Origin of the sequence: Streptomyces sp. NPDC020801, assembly GCF_044334385.1 — a bacterium.
In the GTDB taxonomy this organism is placed as follows: domain Bacteria; phylum Actinomycetota; class Actinomycetes; order Streptomycetales; family Streptomycetaceae; genus Streptomyces.
Genome location: NZ_JBIRST010000007.1, coordinates 42,973 through 63,718 on the forward strand (window position 1 = coordinate 42,973; position 20,746 = coordinate 63,718).

17 protein-coding genes are annotated in these 20,746 nt (G+C 72.0%); 8 read left to right on the forward strand and 9 right to left on the reverse strand.

Annotation, left to right across the window (positions count from 1 at the left end):
• Window positions 1-86: 86 nt before the first annotated feature.
• Complete coding sequence (locus ACH4UM_RS16315; RefSeq protein WP_398178774.1) at window positions 87-809, forward strand: hypothetical protein; 723 nt, start codon at window positions 87-89, stop codon at window positions 807-809.
• Between the two features lie 93 nt (window positions 810-902).
• Here the strand turns inward: ACH4UM_RS16315 and ACH4UM_RS16320 are convergent, their stop codons facing one another.
• Window positions 903-1,493 (reverse strand): biotin transporter BioY, encoded by a 591-nt coding sequence (locus ACH4UM_RS16320; RefSeq protein ID WP_398178777.1) that lies wholly within the window; start codon window positions 1,491-1,493, stop codon window positions 903-905.
• Between the two features lie 392 nt (window positions 1,494-1,885).
• Between ACH4UM_RS16320 and ACH4UM_RS16325 the strand changes: the two genes are divergently transcribed.
• Both ACH4UM_RS16325 and ACH4UM_RS16330 read left to right on the forward strand, forming a co-directional pair.
• Entirely contained in the window at window positions 1,886-3,271 is a 1,386-nt protein-coding gene (locus ACH4UM_RS16325) for an amino acid permease (RefSeq protein WP_398178780.1), read from the forward strand.
• Window positions 3,272-3,413: 142 nt separating this feature from the next.
• Entirely contained in the window at window positions 3,414-4,055 is a 642-nt protein-coding gene (locus tag ACH4UM_RS16330; RefSeq protein ID WP_398178783.1) for a superoxide dismutase, read from the forward strand.
• Between the two features lie 119 nt (window positions 4,056-4,174).
• Here ACH4UM_RS16330 and ACH4UM_RS16335 read toward each other — a convergent pair whose 3' ends face one another.
• Entirely contained in the window at window positions 4,175-4,837 is a 663-nt protein-coding gene (locus ACH4UM_RS16335) for a DsbA family protein (RefSeq protein WP_398178786.1), read from the reverse strand.
• A gap of 169 nt (window positions 4,838-5,006) precedes the next feature.
• On the opposite strand from ACH4UM_RS16335, the gene pepN (ACH4UM_RS16340) reads away from it, so the two are divergent.
• Complete coding sequence (gene pepN, locus ACH4UM_RS16340; RefSeq protein ID WP_398178789.1) at window positions 5,007-7,604, forward strand: aminopeptidase N; 2,598 nt, start codon at window positions 5,007-5,009, stop codon at window positions 7,602-7,604.
• Window positions 7,605-7,805: 201 nt separating this feature from the next.
• Complete coding sequence (locus tag ACH4UM_RS16345) at window positions 7,806-8,879, forward strand: hypothetical protein (RefSeq protein WP_398178791.1); 1,074 nt, start codon at window positions 7,806-7,808, stop codon at window positions 8,877-8,879.
• Window positions 8,880-8,946: 67 nt separating this feature from the next.
• Here ACH4UM_RS16345 and ACH4UM_RS16350 read toward each other — a convergent pair whose 3' ends face one another.
• The 5 genes from ACH4UM_RS16350 to ACH4UM_RS16370 form a co-directional block, all read right to left on the reverse strand.
• On the reverse strand, window positions 8,947-10,119 hold the full coding sequence (locus ACH4UM_RS16350) for a serine hydrolase domain-containing protein (protein WP_398178794.1): 1,173 nt from the start codon (window positions 10,117-10,119) through the stop codon (window positions 8,947-8,949).
• 89 nt (window positions 10,120-10,208) lie between these two features.
• Window positions 10,209-11,972 carry a TIGR03767 family metallophosphoesterase gene (locus ACH4UM_RS16355; protein WP_398178797.1) on the reverse strand — a complete coding sequence of 588 codons (1,764 nt, stop codon included), beginning with the start codon at window positions 11,970-11,972 and terminating at the stop codon, window positions 10,209-10,211.
• 199 nt (window positions 11,973-12,171) lie between these two features.
• On the reverse strand, window positions 12,172-12,666 hold the full coding sequence (locus ACH4UM_RS16360; RefSeq protein WP_398178800.1) for an NUDIX hydrolase: 495 nt from the start codon (window positions 12,664-12,666) through the stop codon (window positions 12,172-12,174).
• Window positions 12,667-12,675: 9 nt separating this feature from the next.
• The gene (locus tag ACH4UM_RS16365) at window positions 12,676-13,557 is read right to left on the reverse strand and encodes a pyridoxamine 5'-phosphate oxidase family protein (protein WP_398178803.1); all 882 of its coding nucleotides are present in this window, start codon (window positions 13,555-13,557) and stop codon (window positions 12,676-12,678) included.
• Window positions 13,558-13,574: 17 nt separating this feature from the next.
• Window positions 13,575-14,021, reverse strand: coding sequence for a VOC family protein (locus tag ACH4UM_RS16370; RefSeq protein WP_398178806.1), 447 nt, complete (start codon window positions 14,019-14,021; stop codon window positions 13,575-13,577).
• A 127-nt stretch (window positions 14,022-14,148) separates the two neighbouring features.
• Here ACH4UM_RS16370 and ACH4UM_RS16375 point away from each other — a divergent pair, with 127 nt between their 5' ends.
• Window positions 14,149-14,688 (forward strand): CGNR zinc finger domain-containing protein, encoded by a 540-nt coding sequence (locus ACH4UM_RS16375; RefSeq protein WP_398178809.1) that lies wholly within the window; start codon window positions 14,149-14,151, stop codon window positions 14,686-14,688.
• 177 nt (window positions 14,689-14,865) lie between these two features.
• Here ACH4UM_RS16375 and ACH4UM_RS16380 read toward each other — a convergent pair whose 3' ends face one another.
• Complete coding sequence (locus ACH4UM_RS16380; RefSeq protein WP_398178812.1) at window positions 14,866-16,068, reverse strand: hypothetical protein; 1,203 nt, start codon at window positions 16,066-16,068, stop codon at window positions 14,866-14,868.
• A 1-nt stretch (window position 16,069) separates the two neighbouring features.
• Window positions 16,070-16,606, reverse strand: a complete 537-nt coding sequence (locus tag ACH4UM_RS16385) for a sigma-70 family RNA polymerase sigma factor (RefSeq protein ID WP_398179581.1) — start codon at window positions 16,604-16,606, stop codon at window positions 16,070-16,072.
• A gap of 357 nt (window positions 16,607-16,963) precedes the next feature.
• Here ACH4UM_RS16385 and ACH4UM_RS16390 point away from each other — a divergent pair, with 357 nt between their 5' ends.
• The gene (locus ACH4UM_RS16390; protein WP_398178814.1) at window positions 16,964-17,980 is read left to right on the forward strand and encodes an aspartate-semialdehyde dehydrogenase; all 1,017 of its coding nucleotides are present in this window, start codon (window positions 16,964-16,966) and stop codon (window positions 17,978-17,980) included.
• A gap of 139 nt (window positions 17,981-18,119) precedes the next feature.
• Window positions 18,120-20,744 carry an aminopeptidase N gene (gene pepN / locus ACH4UM_RS16395; RefSeq protein WP_398178817.1) on the forward strand — a complete coding sequence of 875 codons (2,625 nt, stop codon included), beginning with the start codon at window positions 18,120-18,122 and terminating at the stop codon, window positions 20,742-20,744.
• Window positions 20,745-20,746: the final 2 nt, after the last annotated feature.

Below are 20,746 nucleotides of genomic sequence, written 5' to 3' on the forward strand. Positions count from 1 at the left end.
CTTGGGTCCGTCCCAGCATAGTGCGGAGAAATCTTGTGGTACCTCTTCAAGTACTGCGAATTCAGGCGCAGCCAAGGGGGACGAACATGAGTTCTCGTCATATGACGGCCATCGCGGGATCGCTGGTCACAGCAACTTTTTCCACGGTGATGATCCTTTCCCTCACCGCCTCCGCGGATGACCAGGGGCCCGGCAGCAGCCAGGGGGGAAAGGCCGTCGACAAGGCACCGGCGGGCGTGAAGGTGACCACGCTGCTGCCGAAGAAGATCTCGGTCGACAACAGTTCGAAAAAGACGGTGATTAACGCCACCGTACGGAACGAAGGGACCAGCAACAGCGGTGACATCAAACTTCTGTTCGTCGGTTTCGACGGCCTGAAGGTCACGAATGTGCCGGGCTGCTCGGCGATCCCGGAAAAGGGTCTGCCGGCCGGCTCGAACAGTGGATTCAGCTGCGCGGTCGGCCAACTGGCCGCCGGCGCCTCGAAGTCGTACACGGTGGACGCGACGTACGACCTGAGCAAGGAGGGGAAGATCTGCCTGCCCGTGCAGAGCGGCGACGGGAAGAAGACGTACTGGCAGCAGGGCCCGGTGCCGTTCGGCACGACGAACCCGTCACCGAACGCCCCCGCCACCCCACTGCTGCTCGGCACGGACAACAAGCCGGTCGCTCCGGGCGGCGACCAGCTGCCCAGGACGGGTGTGGGGCGTGACGTCCTGCCCCTTGGCGCGGCCGGTACGGCGCTGATCGCGGCGGGCGTGGCCGGGCTCTGGTGGTCGCAGCGGCGGCTTCGGGAGCAGCGGGGCTGAACACCGGCGCGCCCGGCCGCCGGGAGTTGGCCGGGCGACCGGGTGCGCCGGCGCAATGAAGTGCGGGTGCGTCGGCCCGGTGAGGGTGAAGGGTCAGCGCCTGCCGGCGAGCTTCCAGGCGGTGGGCAGCGCGCCCATCGCCAGGGCGGCCTTCAGGGCGTCGCCGATCAGGAACGGGGTGAGGCCGGCCGCGATCGCCAGGGACGCGGACATACCGGTGGCCAGGGCCAGGTAGGGCACGCCGACCGCGTAGATGATCGCCTCGCCGAGCACCATCGCGCCCGCCATCCGCCAGACGCTGCGGTCGGCGCCGCGGCGGGCCAGCGCGCCGACGACCGTGGAGGCGAGCAGCATGCCGAGGATGTAGCCGAAGGAGGGGGCCGCCGCGCCCGAGGTGCCGCCGGCGAACCACGGCACACCCGCCATGCCGGCGAGGGCGTACAGCGCGAGGGCGAGGAAGCCGCGGCGGGCTCCGAGCGCGGTGCCGGCCAGCAGCGCGGCGAAGGTCTGGCCGGTCACCGGCACCGGGGAGCCGGGCACGGGCACCGAGATCTGGGCGGCGAGACCGGTGAGCGCGGCGCCGCCGAGCACGAGAGCGGCGTCCCGGACGCGGGAGGAGGGCAGCAGGTCGGCGAGGACCTGCCCGGTGCGGGCGGGGGCGGGGGCTGCGGCGGCGGTGCTCATGGGGACTCCGCGGAGTGAGGGCAGTTGGGACACCGTGACGCTATCCCGGCGGCCGCGCCCCGATCACCGTCAGCGCCCGACAAAGGGGGGAACCGATGCTTCGTCATATTCACACAAAGAAAGGGACCTACACGCGATCCGGCGTGACGCCGATCACTGAGGTGGAGCGGATTCCGCCACCCTCAGCGGCTTCTGAGTGACTGTAGGGTCCCACCAAACGACTCGGCACCCCGCCCGGACGCCGTCCCGCCCGTCGGCGCCGGCCGCCGCGTAGTCGCCGTCTCACTGCGTGTACAGAGCGCGTCCGGATGGTGGGCGGCCGCCCCGTCCAGGCGGAGCGGCCGCCCAGACTGTGGGCGTTTTGCCCATCTCTCACTGGACGAGCCGCGCCCATGCCCAGCAGCAGCACCACCGTCGAGACGCCGGAGAAGGCGGACGACGTCACCCTGTCCCACGGCCTGAAGCAGCGCCACCTGTCGATGATCGCCCTTGGTGGTGTGATCGGCGCGGGCCTGTTCGTCGGCTCCGGCGCCGGCATCGCCGCCGCCGGTCCCTCGATCGTCGTCGCCTATGCCGTCTCCGGCATCCTCGTGATGCTGGTGATGCGGATGCTCGGTGAGATGTCGGCCGCGTACCCGTCGTCCGGCTCCTTCTCCGCGCACGCCGAGCGGGCGCTCGGGCCGTGGGCCGGTTTCGCCGCGGGCTGGTCGTTCTGGGTGCTGCTGTGCACGGCGGTCGGTCTGGAGGGCATCGGCGCCGCGAAGATCGTCACCGGCTGGTTGCCGGGTACGCCGGAGTGGGCGTGGGTGGCGCTGTTCATGGTGGTGTTCTGCGGCGCGAACCTGGCCGCGGTGAGGAACTTCGGCGAGTTCGAGTTCTGGTTCGCCGCCCTGAAGGTCGGCGCGATCACGCTCTTCCTGGTGCTGGGCGTCCTGGCGATCGCCGGGTTGCTGCCCGGCACGGACTCCCCCGGCGCCTCGAACCTCACCGACTTCCTGCCCCACGGCGGCCAGGGCCTGATCATCGGCCTGCTCGCCTCCGTCTTCGCCTACGGCGGCCTGGAGACGGTCACCATCGCGGCGGCCGAGTCGGAGAACCCGGTGCAGGGCGTGGCGCGCGCGGTCCGTACGGCGATGTGGCGCATCGCGCTCTTCTACGTCGGCTCGATGGCCGTCATCGTCACGCTGGTTCCGTGGAACTCCGAGGACGTCGTCACCAAGGGCCCGTACGTCGCCGCGCTCGACCACCTCGGCATCCCGGGCGCGGGTCAGCTGATGAAGGTGATCGTCCTGGTCGCCCTGCTGTCCGCGATGAACGCCAACATCTACGGCTCCTCGCGCATCGCGTACTCGCTGGTGCAGCGCGGACAGGGCCCGAAGGCGCTGGCACGGGTCTCCGGCGGCGTGCCGCGGGTCGCCGTCCTGGTGTCCTGCGTGTTCGGCTTCGTCTGTGTGCTGCTCAACTACTGGCGGCCGGACGACGTCTTCCCCTGGCTGCTGAACATGATCGGCGCGGTGATCCTGGTCGTCTGGATGTTCATCGCCGTCTCGCAGCTGCGGCTGCGGCGCAGGCTGGAGCGTAGGACGCCGCAGAAGCTGGTCGTGACGATGTGGGGGTTCCCGTGGCTGACGTGGGTCGCGCTGGCCGGTATGGCGACGATCTTCGTCCTGATGGCCCGGGAGGACGGCACGCGGGTGCAGCTGTACTCGACTGGCGGGATGACGCTGTTCCTGGCGGCGGTGGGATACGCCCGGCAGCGGTCCCGCGCCCGCGGCTGACCCGCCGCACCCCTCGCCGAAGGCTCCCACGTGCGACGACACGTGGGGGCCTTCCCGTCTCCCGCGCCGTTGCCCTCATCCGTCTTCTTGTTGATAGCTTGTAGTTGCAAGTCTTTCGCAATAAGAGTCGGAGGGGACCGCCATGCCCGTCTACACGCTGCCTGAACTGCCCTACGGCCACTCCGCGCTCGCCCCCGTGATCAGCCCCGAGATCATCGAGCTGCACCACGGCAAGCACCACGCGGCCTATGTGAAGGGCGCCAACGACACGCTGGAGCAGCTCGCCGAGGCGCGGGACAAGGAGCAGTGGGGCTCTGTCAACGGCCTGGAGAAGAACCTGGCCTTCCACCTCTCCGGGCACATCCTGCACTCGATCTACTGGCAGAACATGGCCGGTGACGGCGGCGGCGAACCGCTGGCCGCCGACGGCGTGGGCGAGCTGGCGGACGCGATCGACGAGTCCTTCGGCTCCTTCGCCGGCTTCAGGGCCCAGCTGTCCAAGGCCGCCGCGACCACCCAGGGCTCCGGCTGGGGCGTCCTCGCCCACGAGCCGCTCAGCGGCCGTCTGATCGTCGAGCAGGTCTACGACCACCAGGGCAACGTCGGCCAGGGCGCGACGCCGCTCCTGGTCTTCGACACCTGGGAGCACGCCTTCTACCTGCAGTACAGGAACCAGAAGGCGGACTTCGTCGAGGCGATGTGGCAGGTCGTCAACTGGCAGGACGTCGCCCGGCGGTACGCCGCCGCCAGGTCCCGCACCGACGTGCTGCTGCTCGCGCCCTGAGCTCCCGCCCCGGATCGTCCTGCCTTGTGATCGTCTTCTCACCCTTCACGCGGGCAGGCGGATGAGAAGAACCGGCCCCCGCGTGGACGTGACACGCGGGGGCCGGTTCCGTTCGGGTCTCAGAGGTTGCTGAAGTCCGGGCCCGCCGTGCGGGTGCGCTTGATCTCGTAGAAGCCGGGGACCGAGGCGACCGCGATCGTGCCGTCCCAGAGGCGGGCGGCCTGCTCGCCCTTGGGGGCGGGGGTGACGACCGGGCCGAAGAAGGCGATCTGCTCGCCGTCGGAGCCCGGGAGCGCGATGACCGGGGTGCCGACGTCCTGGCCGACCTTCTCGATGCCCTCCTTGTGGGAGGCGCGCAGCTCGGCGTCGAACACGAAGTCCTCCTGGTCGGCGTACTCGATGAGGTCGGCGGGCAGGCCGGCGTCCGCCAGCGCGCCGGCGATCGCCTCGCGGGTGGGACCCTCGCCGCGGTTGTGGAAGCGGGTGCCGAGCGCGGTGTAGAACGGGCCGAGGACGTCCTCGCCGTGCTTCTGCCAGGCCGCGGTCACCACGCGCGCCGGCGCCCACGCCTTGGTGGTGAGCAGCTCGCGGTAGTTCTCGGGCAGCTCGTCCAGTTTGTCCTCGTTCAGCACCGCCAGGCTCATGATGTGCCAGCGCACCTCGATGTCGCGGACCTTCTCCACTTCCAGGACCCACCGGGACGTCATCCACGCCCACGGGCACAGCGGGTCGAACCAGAAGTCGACGGGGGTCCTGCCCGGTGTGGCAGCGGTCTCGGACATGTCTCTCCTCGGCAGACGGAAGACGCGCGGCACGGCGCTCGCGGCCCTCCGACGAACAACACCGGTCACTGCGGTCCCATTCCCTGCTGCCGCGCGTCAGGGGTGCGTGGCAGGATCGGTCATGTTCGATCGTGTCCGGCATCCGAGACGTACCGAGGGAGTACCACCCGTGCCCGGTGAGAATCTGTCCCGCGACGAGGCCCGGGAACGGGCCGCCCTGCTGTCCGTCGACGGATACGACGTGTTCCTGGACGTGCGTTCGGCGGTCGGCGAATGGGCCGGGGACGGGCCGCGGACGTTCCGGTCGGTGACCACGATCCGCTTCCGCTGCAACGAGGTGGGCGCGGCCGGCTTCGCGGACCTGATCGCACCGGGCGTCACCGCCGTCTCGCTCAACGGCAAGGACCTGGACCCCAGCGAGGTCTTCGACGGCTCCCGGATCCAGCTCGAGGACCTGGCCGCCGACAACGAACTCGTCGTGGACGCCCAGTGCGCCTACTCGCGCACCGGCGAGGGCCTGCACCGCTTCGTCGACCCGGAGGACGGCGAGGTCTACCTCTACACCCAGTACGAGCCGGCCGACTCCCGCCGGGTGTTCGCGAACTTCGAGCAGCCCGACCTCAAGGCCCCGTTCCGCTTCGAGGTGCGGGCCCCTCAGGGGTGGACGGTGTGGAGCAACGGGGTCGGCGAACAGCACGACGGGGTGTGGCGGTTCGCGGAGACCAAGCCGATCTCGACATACATCACCTGTGTGGTGGCGGGCCCGTACCACTGGGTCACGGACTCCTACGAGCGGGTGTTCGAGGACGGCACACGGCTGGAGATCCCGCTCGGCGCGCTGTGCCGCAAGGGCCTGGCCAAGCACTTCGACGCCGACGACATCTTCCTGGTCACCAAGCAGGGCCTGGACTTCTTCCACGACCACTTCGACTACCCGTACCCGTTCGGGAAGTACGACCAGGCGTTCGTGCCCGAGTACAACCTGGGCGCGATGGAGAACCCGGGCCTGGTGACCTTCCGGGAGGAGTACATCTTCCGCGGGAAGGTGACACAGGCCTCCTACGAGGGCCGGGCCAACGTGGTCCTGCACGAGATGGCGCACATGTGGTTCGGCGACCTGGTCACCATGGAGTGGTGGGACGACCTGTGGCTGAAGGAGTCCTTCGCCGACTTCATGGGCGCCTTCGCGCTGGTCGGCGCGACCCGCTTCACCGACGGCTGGATCACCTTCGCCAACCGCCGCAAGGCGTGGGCCTACCGCGCGGACCAGCTGCCGTCCACGCACCCGATCACCGCCGACATCCGTGACCTGCAGGACGCCAAGCTGAACTTCGACGGCATCACCTATGCCAAGGGCGCCTCGGTGCTCAAGCAGCTGGTGGCGTACGTCGGCCAGGACGCGTTCCTGGAGGGCGCGCGCCGCTACTTCAAGCGGCACGCCTACGGCAACACCCGGCTGGGCGACCTGCTCTCGGCCCTGGAGGAGACCAGCGGCCGGGACATGAGCACCTGGGCGCGGTCGTGGCTGCAGACGGCCGGCGTCGACTCGCTGACCCCGCAGGTGCTGCTGGGCCCCGACGGGCGGATCGAGGAGCTCGCGGTGGTGCAGGAGGCCGTCGAGTCGCATCCCGAGCTGCGCCCGCACCGGGTGGCGGTGGGCCTGTACCAGCGGTCACGGGCCGGGAAGCTCGAGCGGTACGCGCGGGCCGAGGTCGACGTGGCCGGGGCACGGACGGTGGTGCCGGAGCTGGCCGGTGCGAACGCCCCGGAGCTGGTGCTGGTCAACGACGAGGACCTGACGTACTGCAAGATCCGATTCGACGAGACCTCGCTGGCGACCCTGCGCGAGCACCTGGGCGCCCTGACCGACCCCCTGGCCCGCGCCCTGTGCTGGTCGGCGCTGTGGAACCTGACCCGGGACGCGCTGCTGCCGGCGCGGGAGTTCATCGACCTGGTGCTGCGCTTCGCGGGCCGCGAGTCCGACATCGGGGTGCTGCAGATGCTGCACGCCTGGGCGGGCTCAGCGCTGGTCCACTATGTGGCACCGGGGTGGCGGCAGGCGGGCGAGCGGGTGCTGGCCGAGGGCGCGCTGGCCGAGCTGCGGCAGGCCGAGCCGGGCAGCGAGCACCAGCTGGCGTGGGCCCGCTTCTACGCGACGGTGGCATCCGCACCCAACGACCTGGAGCTGCTGAAGGGTCTGCTGGACGGCACGGAAAGGATCACCGGGCTCGACGTCGACCAGGAGCTGCGCTGGGCGTTCCTGGAGCCGCTGGCGACGTACGGGGTCGCGGACGAGAAGGTGCTCGCCGGTGAACTCGCCCGGGACGACACCGCCTCCGGCAAGCGCCACCAGGTGCGCTGCCTGGCCGCGCGCCCCTCGGCCGCCGTCAAGGCGCAGGCGTGGGCGCAGGTGGTGGAGTCGGACGCGCTTTCGAACGCGCTGGTGGAGGCGACGATCGCGGGCTTCGTCCAGCCCTCGCAGCGGGAACTGCTCGCGCCGTACGCGCCGAAGTACTTCGCGGCGATCGAGCGGGTGTGGACCGAGCGGTCGATCCAGATCGGGATGGACGTCGTCCGGGGCCTGTTCCCGTCGCTGCAGGACTCGCAGGAGACCCTGGCGGCGACGGACGCGTGGCTGGCCGCACACGAGGGGGCCGCCCCGGCACTGCGCCGACTGGTGCTCGAGGCCCGGGACGACCTGGCGCGGGCGCTGCGCGGACAGGCGTGCGACACGGCGGCGGGGGCGGCCGGGGAGGGCATCCGGTGAGCCGTAGCTCTGGCCAAGGCTCAGGCGCGCGGTAACCGTTACGAAATTCGGTCAAGACACACCGTAACCCCTGGTCCTCCCGCAGGGGACCAGGGGTTTTCGGCATCCGAACACCCGTCCTTTAGGGCGGGCTTGTCCTGGTTCGTCGACGGACGTGTAACAGCGGTTAGCGGGCGGAGCGGGCGCGGGAACCTGCCGGACATGAACCACAACACCCCCCTCTCCCCCCGCCCCCTCAGCCACCTCTCCGAGACGTGCCGCCGGGTCCTGACGGCCGCTCAGCTGCGCGCCCACGGAGTGCCGACGGCCGAGGCGAACGAGCGGTGCCGTGCGGGCGGCCCCTGGCAGCAACTCCTGCCGGGCGTCCTCCTGCTCCACCCGGGGCCGCCGACCGGCGAGGAGCGACTGCACGCGGTGCTCCTGTACGCGGCGCGCGGACGACTCCCGGCGCCGGCCCCCGGGGTGCCGGCGCAACCGACCGCGCGGCAACCGCACGGCCCGGCCCACGCCGAGGCGATGATCACGGGCCTTGCGGCCCTCACCCTGCACGGCTTCGCCTCCGCCCCGCCCCTGCCGTCGCTGGAGGTGATCGACGTCCTGGTGCCGCGTCTGCGCCGGCTGCGCTCGACCGGCTGCGCGCGGATCGTCCGCACCGCGGGCCTGCCCGTCCCCGAACCGGTCACGGGCCTTCCGGTGGCGCCGGTACCGCGCGCCCTGGCGGACGCGGTGGCCCACCTGACGGACGCGGGCACGGTACGGCGGCTGCTGACGGAGGCGGTGCGCGGCGGGTACTGCGAACCGGCCGCCGTGGTACGGGAGCTGACCGAGGCGCGGCTGCTGGGCCGGCCGCACGTGGTGGACGCGGTGGACTCGCTGCTGGCCGAGGGGCGGGCGCTCGCGGAGGACCGGCTGTACCGGATGGTGCGCGAGCACGGCCTGCCCGACCCGGTCTGGAACGTGAACCTGCGGCTGCCCGGCGGCCCCCACCTGGGCGGCCTGGACGCGTACTGGCCGGAGCAGGCGGTCGCCCTCGAACTCGACACCCGCGCGCCGCGCCCGGGCGACCGGCCGGACGGCGGGCCGGACGAGGACGCCCAGTGGACGGAGTACGCCCGCAAGCGCGAACACCTGGAGCGGCTGGGCATCACGGTCGTCCACATCACCCCCAAAAAGCTCCGCGACGCGATGGACCAGCAGGCGACGGTGGTCCGCACCGCCCTGATGGCGGCCACCGACCGCGACCCGGCCGCGTACGTCGTGGTGCTGCCCCGGTAGTGACGGACCGGGACGCATCAGGAGGGGCAGAGGGGGCCGCCGGTGCCGAGGCCGGCGGCCCCTTCCGTCAACGGCCGGCGCCGGGTCCCGACGGCTGCTGGGGGCAGAACTCCGCGGTCAGCACCGCGTCGCTGTCGCCCGTCCAGTCGCCGTTGAAGTTCAGGGAGAGGGCGTGGCGGCCGTCGGCCGTGGCCGCCGCGGCGGACGCCGAGCCGTGGATGCCGCCGTCGTGGCCCCAGATCCGCACGCCGCAGGAGAGGGTGAGCTCCATCAGGCCCAGGCCGTAACCGGCGTTCGGCTCGCCCGTGTTCGTCACCGTGGTCTTCATCTCCTTCAGCTGGCGCGGCGGCAGCAGCCGGCCCCGCAGCAGGGCGGTGTAGAAGCGGTTCAGGTCGGCCGAGTCGGAGATCATCTCGCCGGCCGAGGAGGCCAGCGAGGGGTTGAGTTCCGTGACGTCGTACGTCGGGCCCGCCGCGGTCCCGCCCAGTTTGGAGTAGGCGCGGCTGCTGGGCCGCGGGACGGTGACCCGGGTGCCCGGCAGGGAGGTGGCCGTCAGGTGCAGCGGGGCGATGATCCGGCTGCGGATCTCCCGCGCGTAGGAGTGGCCCGTCACGCGCCGGATCACCATGCCGGCCAGGACGTAGTTGGTGTTGGAGTACTTCCAGGAGGTGCCCGGCGCGAAGTCCGGACGGTGGGACATGGCGATCCGCACCAGGTCCTCGGGCCGCTCGGTGTCGTAGCGGTGCCGGAAGAAGCCGTCCTTGAGGAAGTAGGTGCGGGCGAAGGTCTCGTCGGACGTGTAGTTGTAGATGCCGCTGGTGTGGTTGAGCAGTTGGCGGACGGTGATGCGGCGGCCGTCGTGACCGTGGCCGTGCACGACGCCCGGCAGCCACTTCTCCACCGTGTCGTCCAGGGACACTCTGCCCTCCGCCTCCAGTTGGAGCAGCACCGTGGCCACGAACGTCTTGGTGATGCTGCCGACCCGGTAGCGGTCCTGCGCCGAACGGGGCCGGCCCGTCCCCGGATCGCCCACGCCCGCGGTCGTGGACCAGGTGCCGTGGGCGTCCCCGGCCGTGGCCGTCACACCGGGCACACCGGCCGCGACCGCCGCCAGGACGGCCCGCCGGGTGGCCTCGTGCCGCCCGGCTCCGGCGGGTGCGGCCGCCGCCAGGGCGGGTGCGGCGAGCGAGGCCGAGAGTGCAACGGCCGTCGCTCCCACCAGGATCGTGCGTACGGACATGAACTTCCCCCTTCGTCGGGCTCGGTCGAGGAAGGGGACTCGTACCGGACCGGGGTGAGTTGCCCCGTCGAACACCAGTCGGGCGGGTTTCAGCCCTTCTTCAGCACCAGTTCCGTGTTCCGGTCCACCGCGCCTCCCGCCAGGTTCTTCAGCGCGCCGGGGGCGTTGAAGGCCAGTTCGCGGTAGAGGGCGGCCAGGCCGGTCTGGCTGAGATCGGCGAAATCCGTGCGGTGCGGGGCGGCCGACTCGATGAGCGTGGTGAAGACCGAGAGCGTGCCGTCCTTGTTGTCCACCAGCTCGATGATGCGGGCGAGGTGGGGGTAGTCGACGTGCGAGGCGGTGGAGATCTCCCAGAAGGCGTGGCCGCCGGAGACGGAGTGCGGGGTGATGACGTTCTTGTGGACGTGCCCGTTCACCCAGGCCAGCACGTTGGGGTGGCCGGCGAGGAGGGCCACCAGCTCGGCACCGCCGTGGCGGCGCTCCCCCGGGCGGGCCGGGTCGGGGCGGGTGTTGTCCATCGAGGCGCTGGTGTGGTGGCTGAAGACGACGGCGTAGGAGTCCTTGTTGTCCGCCAGTGTCCTCTGCAGCCACTTCAGCTGGGCCGTGCCGATGGAGCCCTCGTAACTGCCGCCCGCGTCGGTGGTGTCCAGGCTGATGCCGATGACGTCGTCGGCGACGCGGAAGCTGTAGTACTGGGTGCCCGCGTCCAGGTTCGCGGAGGAGTATCCGTGGCCGACGGGGCCGAGGCCCCGGTGCGCCGGGTCCAGGTGCGCCTTGAGGTAGCCGGCGGGGGTGCAGGGGGCGCGCTTCTCGTCCGGGGTGACCGAGCGCATGTCCCGGGCGTGGGCCTTGAGCAGGTCGCGCAGCCGCACACCCCTGGGGTCCCGGGCGTTCTTGATCGAGTCCTGGAGCCTGCCGGCCTCCGCCGCCGGCAGGCTCATCAGTTTCCTGCCGCCGACGGCGTACTCGGCGAGGTAGGGGTCACCGGGCCCGTAGATGCCGAGCGGGAGGGCGTCGTGGTTGCCGACCGTGGAGTACCACGGAAGGTTGAGGCCAGGGCTGCGGACCTCGCGGGTCGCGGCGGCGAGGAAGCCGTGCAGATGCGGGAAGCCGAGCTGCTTGTCGGCGTCGCGGACGGCCGAGTCGGGCTGCCAGTACAGCTTCAGTCCGCTGTTGTGGACACCCTCGTAATGGCGCGGGTCGCCCGAGTCGGGGGTGATGCGGCCGCCGCTCATGACCTTCATGAACCACTCGAGTTCGGTCCCGGCGTTGTTGTCGGTGTTGTCACCGGTGGTCATGACGAAGTGCAGCGGTGCGCCGGTGACGGGCGCGCCCCGCAGCGCGTTGACCCGCTCGACCAGCGAGATCGCGCCCTGCACGGTGAGCGCCTCGTGCGGCCGCCACAGGCGGTTGTCGCAGGAGCGCAGATACTCCACGCGCAGCGGATGCTGGGTGTCCGCCAGGTGCAGGTCGGTGAACTGCACGAAGGCGGCGAGCATCGTACGGCGCCCGGCGCGGCCGGACCTGGGCGCGGCGAGCTCGCCGCGCACCACCCGCTTCCAGCCGGGGCCGTCGCCGAGCCGGCGGTAGGCGGAGCCGGAGCGGGGCGCGGCGACGGAGTCGAGGGTGGTGCCCTTCGTGTACGGCGCGAGGGGCGCGGCCGGCGCCCTCCGGGAGGACGCGAGCGGAGCCTCGGCCGTACCGGGGCCGCCCCCTTGCGGCGCGGCCTGGCTGTCGGTGGGCCGCAGGGCGTAGCCGACGCCCGCGGACAGGGTCACCGCCCCGGCGGCGGCGAGGACGGTGCGGCGGTCGACCCCCAGCGTGGAGGCGGTGACAGAGCGTGTGCGCGACATGGCGCGATCTCCCCGGGTGCGAACGCGTCGGCAGTGGTCGCGGGCGGTCGCTGACGCGAACCTCCCGCTCGTACCGGATGCTTGGCACCGGGAGTGACCTGCACGTGAACGCGACGGCAACGCGCGGCGCCGATCACCGTACGTGGATCTCGGACCACCGTGTGCGTCCACGGCCGCTCGTCGGGCGGCCCGGGGGTGGCTACTCCTCGTTCATCTTCCGGGGTAGGGGAGCTGTTCCGTCCGGGATCGCGACCCGGCCCGCCGAAGGCCGCTCGTGCCACAGCCGCAGTCCCACGTCGACCAGACCGACCCGCGGGAGCTCGGGGACGGCCTCCAGGGGGTGCCAGGCCGCCCGGTCCGTCGAGCCGTTGGTCTCGTGGCGCAGTTCGCCGCCCGTGACGTGGCCCTCGTAGACGATGCGCAGGCCGTGGAAGTCGGCATGGGTGCCCAGAGAGCGCCGCGGGTAGGTGCGCCGGATGGAGTCGAGGCCGAGGAGGACGACCGGTTCGACGGTGTAGCCGGTCTCCTCCTCCGCCTCGCGGACCACGGTGTCATAGGGGTCCTCGCCGTGTTCCATGCCGCCGCCGGGCAGGGTCCACCGGCGCGTGCCGTCGCCGGCGACCCAGCGGGCCAGCAGCATCCGTCCGTCCCGCACACACACGGCGTAGGCCGCCACTCTCAACTCCTTGCGCATACGGTGACGTTACGGCAGCAACGGGTTGGCCGGTGAGTATTCGGGCGGAGCCCAGCGCAGCGGCACCGCCCCCTGCGTCTCGACGACCCCGGCGACCGTGAACCGCACCACGCGCCCGGCGTCCGCCCCGAACTCCGCCCGCGCCTCACCCGTGAGCTGCAGCGACGTCCCCGTGGTCCAGTCCAGGAAGAGCAGCCCCGCCCGCGGGTCGGCGGCGAGGTTGCCGAGGGTGAGGAACATGGAGTTGCCGGGGTAGTCGCGCCAGAGCAGTTCGCTCGGCGAGATCACCCGTACGAAGCCCGGATTGCCGCCGCGGTGACTGGCGTCGGCGCCGCCCCGGTGCACCGAGGCCAGGAAGAAGGTGTCGGCGCCGGTCACGAAGTCCCGCTGCTCCTCGGACAGTTCGGAGCCGCGGCGCGGCTCGCCCGGGGTGCGGGTGACGCTCTCCCAGGACTCCCTGCGCTGCAGGTACTTGGGGCAGTTGGAGAAGACCTGGTCCGCCTCGACGGCGAAGCCCCGGGAGGTGGGGCGGACTTGGCCGTTGAGGCGCATCCGGCGCCGGGTTCGCGGGTCGAGGGCGATGGTGCCCGCGTACGCGCCGTCCGTGGCGAGCGCCGCCGCCAGCGGGTCGCCGGGGCCCACGCCGCCCGTCACCGACATCCGGCGCGGACCGGTGGCCCGGACGAAGCCCGGCCTTCCGCTGAGCGGCGAGGCCCAGACCGTGCCGGTCACCGGGTCGGTGGCGCCCAGGACGAGCAGGGGCTGCAGTTCCAGGAAGGCGGCGGCGACCGGCCTGATGTCCCGGCCGACGGCCCGGCCCACGTGGTCGGCCGCCGCGCGCACACCGACCCGGTCCTGCACGGTGCGCGAGCCCGCGTGGTAGATCCCCATGTCGAGGCGCCCCCTCTCTAGAAGAAGCCGCAGGTCGGAGCCGTCTCGTGCGGTGCCGGTGCGCCTTCGGCGCCGTCCGCGACCGAGATCTCCAGGCGGGTGCCGTCCGGGTCGTGGAAGAAGATCCCGCCCGAGGCCGAGCCCTCGCGGTGGGCGACCACGCCCTCGTGCGCGAAGTCCACGCCGTACCTCCGCAGCGCCGACTCGTAGGCCCTGACCTGCTCGATCGACTCGGCCGTGAAGGCGAGGTGGTGCAGTCCGGCGCGGTCACCGCCGTACGGCCGCCCGGCCTGCTGCCAGAGGGTGAGCAGGGGCCGGTCGCCGCCGTCGCCGAGGAAGGCGTGGCGCCGGTCCTCCTCCTTGCCCTCCGCGAGCAGCGCGAAGCCGAGCACGTCGCGGTAGAAGGCGAGCGAACGGTCGAGGTCGGTGACGTTCAGGCCGATGTGACCGGTGCGCAGAGACATGGGTGATCCCTTCGAAAGATCCGGGGGAGCCGCAAGAACTAACCCCTTTCATTTCATTTAACGGTTAGAATCGAGGCGCGTCAACCTGTCACGTACTCTTGACTGGTTAGCCGAGAAGGAGTGCCCCATGTCCAGCGCCCGCGACCCCCGCCCCCTGACCGGCGAGCCCCTCGCACTCGACCTGCTCAACACGCGCTGGAACCGGGAGGGGGTCACCCAGGACCTGCTCGCCGGCACCGACGGGCTGGCCGTGTGGCTGGCGGGCAACGGGCTGGGCGGGGAGTACGCGGCCGACCCGTCCGTACTGCGGCATCTGCTCCAGGCCCGGGACGCGCTGAAGGCCGTCGTGGACGGGTCGCCGAAGCAAGGGGCACCGCTCGTCGACGCCGTGCTCGCGCACGGACGGATCCGGGCCGGACTGACCGTCGAAGGGCCCGTCGAGCGGCCCGAGTTCGCCGACCCCTCATGGGGTCCCGCCTGGCTCGCCGCCCGTAACTACCTGGAACTGCTCGCCACCGCGCCGGACCGGATCAGGGCCTGCGCCCACGAGTCGTGCATCCTGCACTTCTTCGACACGTCGAGGAACGGTACGCGCCGCTGGTGCTCCATGGCCGCCTGCGGCAACCGTGCGAAGGCGTCCCGCCACTATGCGCGGTCGCGTGCCTGAAACGCCGAGCGGGCGCCCGAGGGGCGGGAGTTCTTCGGGCGGGTGCAGCCGGTGAACGCGCGCGGCACGGTGGCGGGCATCGGCGACGTGAAGATCGAGAAGGCCGTGCCGCAGGGCTCGGTGCGGCTTCGGTACGGCTGTGGCGGGGGCGGGCGTCCGTGCGGGGGCCCGCCCCCGTCATTCGCATGTGAGGGCGCGGGAGCGGGGCAGCGCTCGGGTGATCCCGTCGCGTTCGGGGGCGATGTCCTTCTCCCCCACGATCCAGGCGTCGGGCTCGGCCGCCCGGAGCGGGATGCCGACGAGCACATGGTCGCCCCTGCCGAAGTCCAGGGGCCCGTCCGCGGTGAACGTCACCTCGCCCCGTTCCTTCTCCGGCTTGTAGGAGCGGGTCACGCGCAGGGTGACGCGGACCTGTCCGGTGCCGGACACCCCCCGTATGTCCGTCACGTCGCCCTCCACGACGAGGCGGGCGCAGGCGAGGTATCCCGGGGCGGCGAACAAGGAGCCCTCGGCCGCCCGCCCGGCACTCGCCTTGTCGGCGGTCCCGCCCCGCGAGTCTCGGCCGGCGCCGCCCTGTTCGACGAGCCACCCCAGGCCGAGGAGGGCGGAGACGGCGGTGGCCACGGCGACGGCGCCGAGTCCGAGGGCCCGAGCTCCGGCCCGGCGCCGGGACCGCGAGCCCGGCCCCACCCGCTCCGGCCGCACCGAGCCCTTCGACCCCCGCGAGCCCGCCCCCCACGCCACGAGGCGCGGACGGGAGCCTGCGGGAGCCGGACGGGCCGAAGCCGGACGGGCCGGAGCCGGACGGGCCGGGGCGGGAGCAGGGTGATCCGCCGCGCGGCCGGCACCCGCCGCCGCAGGGCCCGAGCGTGCCGCCGCACCACCTGGACGGTCCGTCACACCACCCCGGCTCTCGCCGATGCCGTCCCGGCCCGCGCCGACACCGTCCCGGCCCACGCCCGCATCCCGGCCCGTCGCCTCGCCGTCCAGGCCGTCCGCCCCGCAGCCCGAGCAAGCCGCCTCGTCCTCCGGGCCCACCGGCGATCCGGGCCGGTCGGGCGCGGCGTGGGACGGATCCGTCGTCGCGCGGGACGAGCCGGGCGTCGCACCGCAGCGGCCGGCCCCCGGCTCCGGCTCCGGCTCCGGCTCCGGCTCCGGCTCCGGTTCCGGTTCCGGCTGCGGCTGCGGCTGCGGCTGCGGTTCGGTCACCGCGTCCCCGATGATGCGCAACTGCTGCCTGAGCAGGGCGACGTCCGTGCGGGCCGCTCGGTAGGCGGCCATGAAGGCGGGGTCCGCCTGGGGCTCGGCGGGCAGGGGGGCGTCCGTGAGCGCGGCCATCAGCGGGTCGATGCCGTCGTGGCCCTCGTGTTCGGCCGTCACGTCACACCACCTCGTCCTCGTGCAGGCGGTCGCGCAGCGCGCGGACCGCCGTGTGCAGCCTGCTCTTGACCGTGCCCTCCGGTACGCCGAGCTGCTCCGCTATGGAGCGGACCGGCAGGTCGGCGTAGAAGCGCAGGACGACGACCTGCCGCTGGGCGTCGGGCAGCTCGTCCAGACCCTGCGCGACCGCGAGGGACAGCAACCGGGTGTCCTCGCCCCCGGCGGTGTGCTCGGGCGGGCGCAGAGCGGCCAGGCGCTCGCCGAGCCGGTCCTGGCGGCGCCTGGCCCGGTGCCAGTCCATGGCCAGGTTGGAGGCGACGACCGCCGCCCAGGCCGAGACGTCGCGCGGCGCCTCCTGACCGCTCGCGGCCCGTTCCAGCAGCCGCAGCCGGACCTGCTGCACCCCGTCCGGCAGGTCCGCCTGCGGCACGCCGCCGAGCGCGAGCACCGCCCGCACGCGGCGTTCCTGGACCGCGTCCAGCGGATCCTCGCCGCCGTGGTCCGTCTCCTGGCCGCGGCGCGCCCTTCTGCGCAGCACCAGCCACCCCCTCACCGCGTCTCCTCTACGACGCCGGGCCCAGGCGGAACGTTCGGCGTGACCGCGGGCATTTTCCGGCGCCGCGGCAGAGGCGTACGTCACATCGCCGTATGCGCCGGGTAGGGGCGGGCAGGCACGGAGCAGCACGGCTTGCGGCAGGCGGGCCGAACCGGGCGAATTTCTGCAGCTCGCCAGGGGTGCGCACCGCAGGACCGCAACCGTGCGGAAAACGGACTCGTCCCAGTCCTCGGGCACACCGCGCAAAGAATTGGACACGTGGGCCGGGGTCGGCCGCATGATGGACAGGGCCTCGGCCGAGCGCACACGCCACGCACAGCACACGAAGAGGGAGTCACCGTGAGGGTCGGAATCGTCGGAGCCACCGGTCAGGTCGGCACGGTCATGCGCAGGATCCTCACCGAGCGCGACTTCCCGGTCACCGAGCTGCGCCTGTTCGCCTCGGCCCGCTCGGCGGGGACGGTCCTGGACGGGGTGACGGTGGAGGACGCGGCGACGGCCGACTACACCGGCCTGGACATCGTGCTGTTCTCCGCGGGCGGCGCCACCTCCAAGGCGCTGGCCGAGAAGGTCGCCTCGCAGGGCGCCGTGGTGATCGACAACTCCTCGGCGTGGCGCAAGGACCCGGACGTGCCACTGGTGGTGTCCGAGGTGAACCCGCACGCGATCGCCGACCGCCCCAAGGGCATCATCGCCAACCCGAACTGCACCACGATGGCCGCGATGCCGGTGCTGCGGCCGCTGCACGCCGAGGCCGGGCTCGAGGCGCTGGTCGTCGCCACCTACCAGGCGGTGTCGGGCTCCGGTCTGGCGGGCGTGGCGGAGCTGCACGGCCAGACGCAGAAGGTGGTCGCGGAGGCCGACAGGCTGACCCACGACGGCGCGGCGGTGGACTTCCCCGAGCCGGCCGTCTACAAGCGCCCGATCGCCTTCAACGTGCTCCCCTTCGCGGGCAACCTCGTCGACGACGGCCTGAACGAGACCGACGAGGAGCAGAAGCTCCGCAACGAGTCCCGCAAGATCCTGGAGATCCCGGACCTGAAGGTCTCCGGCACCTGTGTGCGTGTCCCCGTCTTCTCCGGGCACTCCCTCCAGGTCAACGCCCGTTTCGCCCGTCCGATCAGCGTGGAGCGCGCCACCGAGCTGCTGGCCGGCGCCCCCGGTGTGGCCCTCTGCGACATCCCGACCCCGCTGCAGGCCGCCGGCCAGGACCCGTCCTACGTCGGCCGCATCCGCCGCGACGAGACGGTGGACAACGGCCTGGCCCTGTTCATCTCCAACGACAACCTCCGCAAGGGCGCGGCCCTGAACGCGGTCCAGATCGCGGAGCTGGTGGCGGCCGAGCTGAGCGCCTAGCGCGGGACCGTCCCCGGCGGACGGGGGCGGGCGCGTACGTACTTCGAGTGGGCGGTCACCGGTAGTCGGTGACCGCCCGTTCACATCAGGGACGACGTGGAAGGATGACCGCACCCACACATCACGAGGAGATGACCGCGTGCCTGGCACAAACCTGACTCGCGAAGAGGCGCAGCAGCGGGCGAAGCTGCTCACCGTTGACTCGTACGAGATCGATCTCGACCTCTCCGGCGCGCAGGAGGGCGGCACCTACCGGTCCGTGACCACGGTGCGCTTCGACGTCGCCGATGGGGGCGCCTTCCGCTCAGGCGAAGCCGAGAGTGGGGGAGGCGCCACGTCCTTCATCGACCTGGTCGCCCCGGCCGTCCACGAGGTGACCCTCAACGGGGAGAGCCTCGACGCCGCCGAGCTCTTCGAGGACTCCCGGATCACCCTCCCGGGCCTGCTGGAGGGCCGCAACGTCCTGCGGGTCGTCGCCGACTGCGCGTACACCAACACCGGCGAGGGCCTGCACCGATTCGTCGACCCGGTCGACGACCAGGCGTACCTCTACACGCAGTTCGAGGTCCCCGACGCACGCCGGGTCTTCGCCTCCTTCGAGCAGCCGGACCTGAAGGCCACCTTCCAGTTCACCGTGCGCGCCCCCGAGGGCTGGACCGTCGTGTCCAACTCGCCGACGCCCGAGCCCCAGGAGAACGTCTGGGTGTTCGAGCCGACGCCGCGCATCTCGACGTACGTCACGGCGCTGATCGCCGGGCCGTACCACAGTGTGCACAGCGTGTACGAGAAGGACGGGCAGTCGGTGCCGCTCGGCATCTACTGCCGCCCCTCGCTCGCCGAGTTCCTCGACTCGGACGCCATCTTCGAGGTGACCCGGCAGGGCTTCGACTGGTTCCAGGAGAAGTTCGACCACGCCTACCCGTTCGCCAAGTACGACCAGCTCTTCGTGCCGGAGTTCAACGCGGGCGCGATGGAGAACGCGGGCGCGGTCACCATCCGCGACCAGTACGTCTTCCGGTCCAAGGTGACCGACGCGGCCTACGAGATGCGCGCCGAGACGATCCTGCACGAGCTGGCCCACATGTGGTTCGGCGACCTGGTCACCATGGAGTGGTGGAACGACCTGTGGCTGAACGAGTCGTTCGCCACCTACACCTCCATCGCCTGCCAGGCGCACGCGCCCGGCTCGCGCTGGCCGCACTCCTGGACCACCTTCGCCAACTCGATGAAGACATGGGCGTACCGGCAGGACCAGCTGCCGTCCACCCACCCGATCATGGCGGAGATCAACGACCTGGACGACGTGCTCGTCAACTTCGACGGCATCACCTACGCCAAGGGCGCCAGCGTGCTCAAGCAGCTGGTGGCCTACGTCGGCATGGACGAGTTCTTCCGGGGCGTGCAGGCGTACTTCAAGCGGCACGCCTACGGCAACACGCGGCTGACCGACCTGCTGGGCGCCCTGGAGGAGACCTCCGGCCGCGATCTGAAGACCTGGTCGAAGAAGTGGCTGGAGACCGCCGGCATCAACATCCTGCGGCCGGAGATCGAGACGGACCAGGAGGACGCCACGGGTGTCATCACCTCCTTCGCCATCCGCCAGGAGGCTCCGGCCCTGCCCGCCGGCGCCAAGGGCGAGCCGACGCTGCGCCCGCACCGGATCGCCGTCGGCCTGTACGACCTCGACGAGGCGAGCGGCAAGCTGGTGCGCGCGGCCGACGGCCGCATCGAGCTGGACGTGGACGGCGAGCTGACCGCCGTACCGCAGCTGGCCGGCCGGCGCCGTCCGGCGGTGGTCCTGCTCAACGACGACGACCTGTCCTACGCCAAGGTCCGCCTCGACGAGCAGTCGCTGGCCTTCGTCACCGAGCACCTGGGCGACTTCGAGTCCTCGCTGCCGCGTGCCCTGTGCTGGGCGTCGGCCTGGGACATGACCCGCGACGGCGAGCTCGCCACCCGCGACTACCTCTCCCTGGTGCTGTCCGGCATCGGCAAGGAGTCCGACATCGGCGTGGTGCAGTCGCTGCACCGCCAGGTGAAGCTGGCGATCGACCTGTACGGCGACCCGGCCGCCCGCGACACCCTGCTCAGCCGCTGGACCGACGCCACGCTGGCGCACCTGCGCGCCGCCGAGCCGGGCAGCGACCACCAGCTGGCGTGGGCGCGCGCCTTCGCGGCCACGGCTCGCACACCGGAGCAGCTCGACCTGCTGAACGCCCTGCTGGAGGGTTCGCAGACGGTCGAGGGCCTGGTCGTGGACACGGAGCTGCGCTGGGCGTTCGTGGAGCGGCTCGCGGCGGTCGGCCGGTTCGACGAGGCGGAGATCGCCGGCGAGTACGAGCGGGACAGGACGGCGGCGGGCGAGCGTCACGCCGCCACCGCCCGCGCCGCCCGCCCGACCGAGGAGGCCAAGGCGGAGGCCTGGGCGTCGGTAGTCGACTCCGACAAGCTGCCGAACGCCGTCCAGGAGGCGGTCATCGCCGGCTTCGTCCAGACCGACCAGCGCGAGCTGCTCGCGCCGTACGCGGAGCGGTACTTCGAGGTGGTCAGGGGCATCTGGGACTCCCGCTCCCACGAGATGGCCCAGCAGATCGCGGTCGGCCTGTACCCGGCGATCCAGGTGTCGCAGGAGACCCTGCGCAGGACCGACGAGTGGCTGGCCTCCGCCGGACCGAACGCGGCCCTGCGCCGGCTGGTCTCGGAGTCCCGCGCGGGCGTCGAGCGTGCGCTGAAGGCCCAGGCGGCGGACGCGGCGGCCCAGTAGTC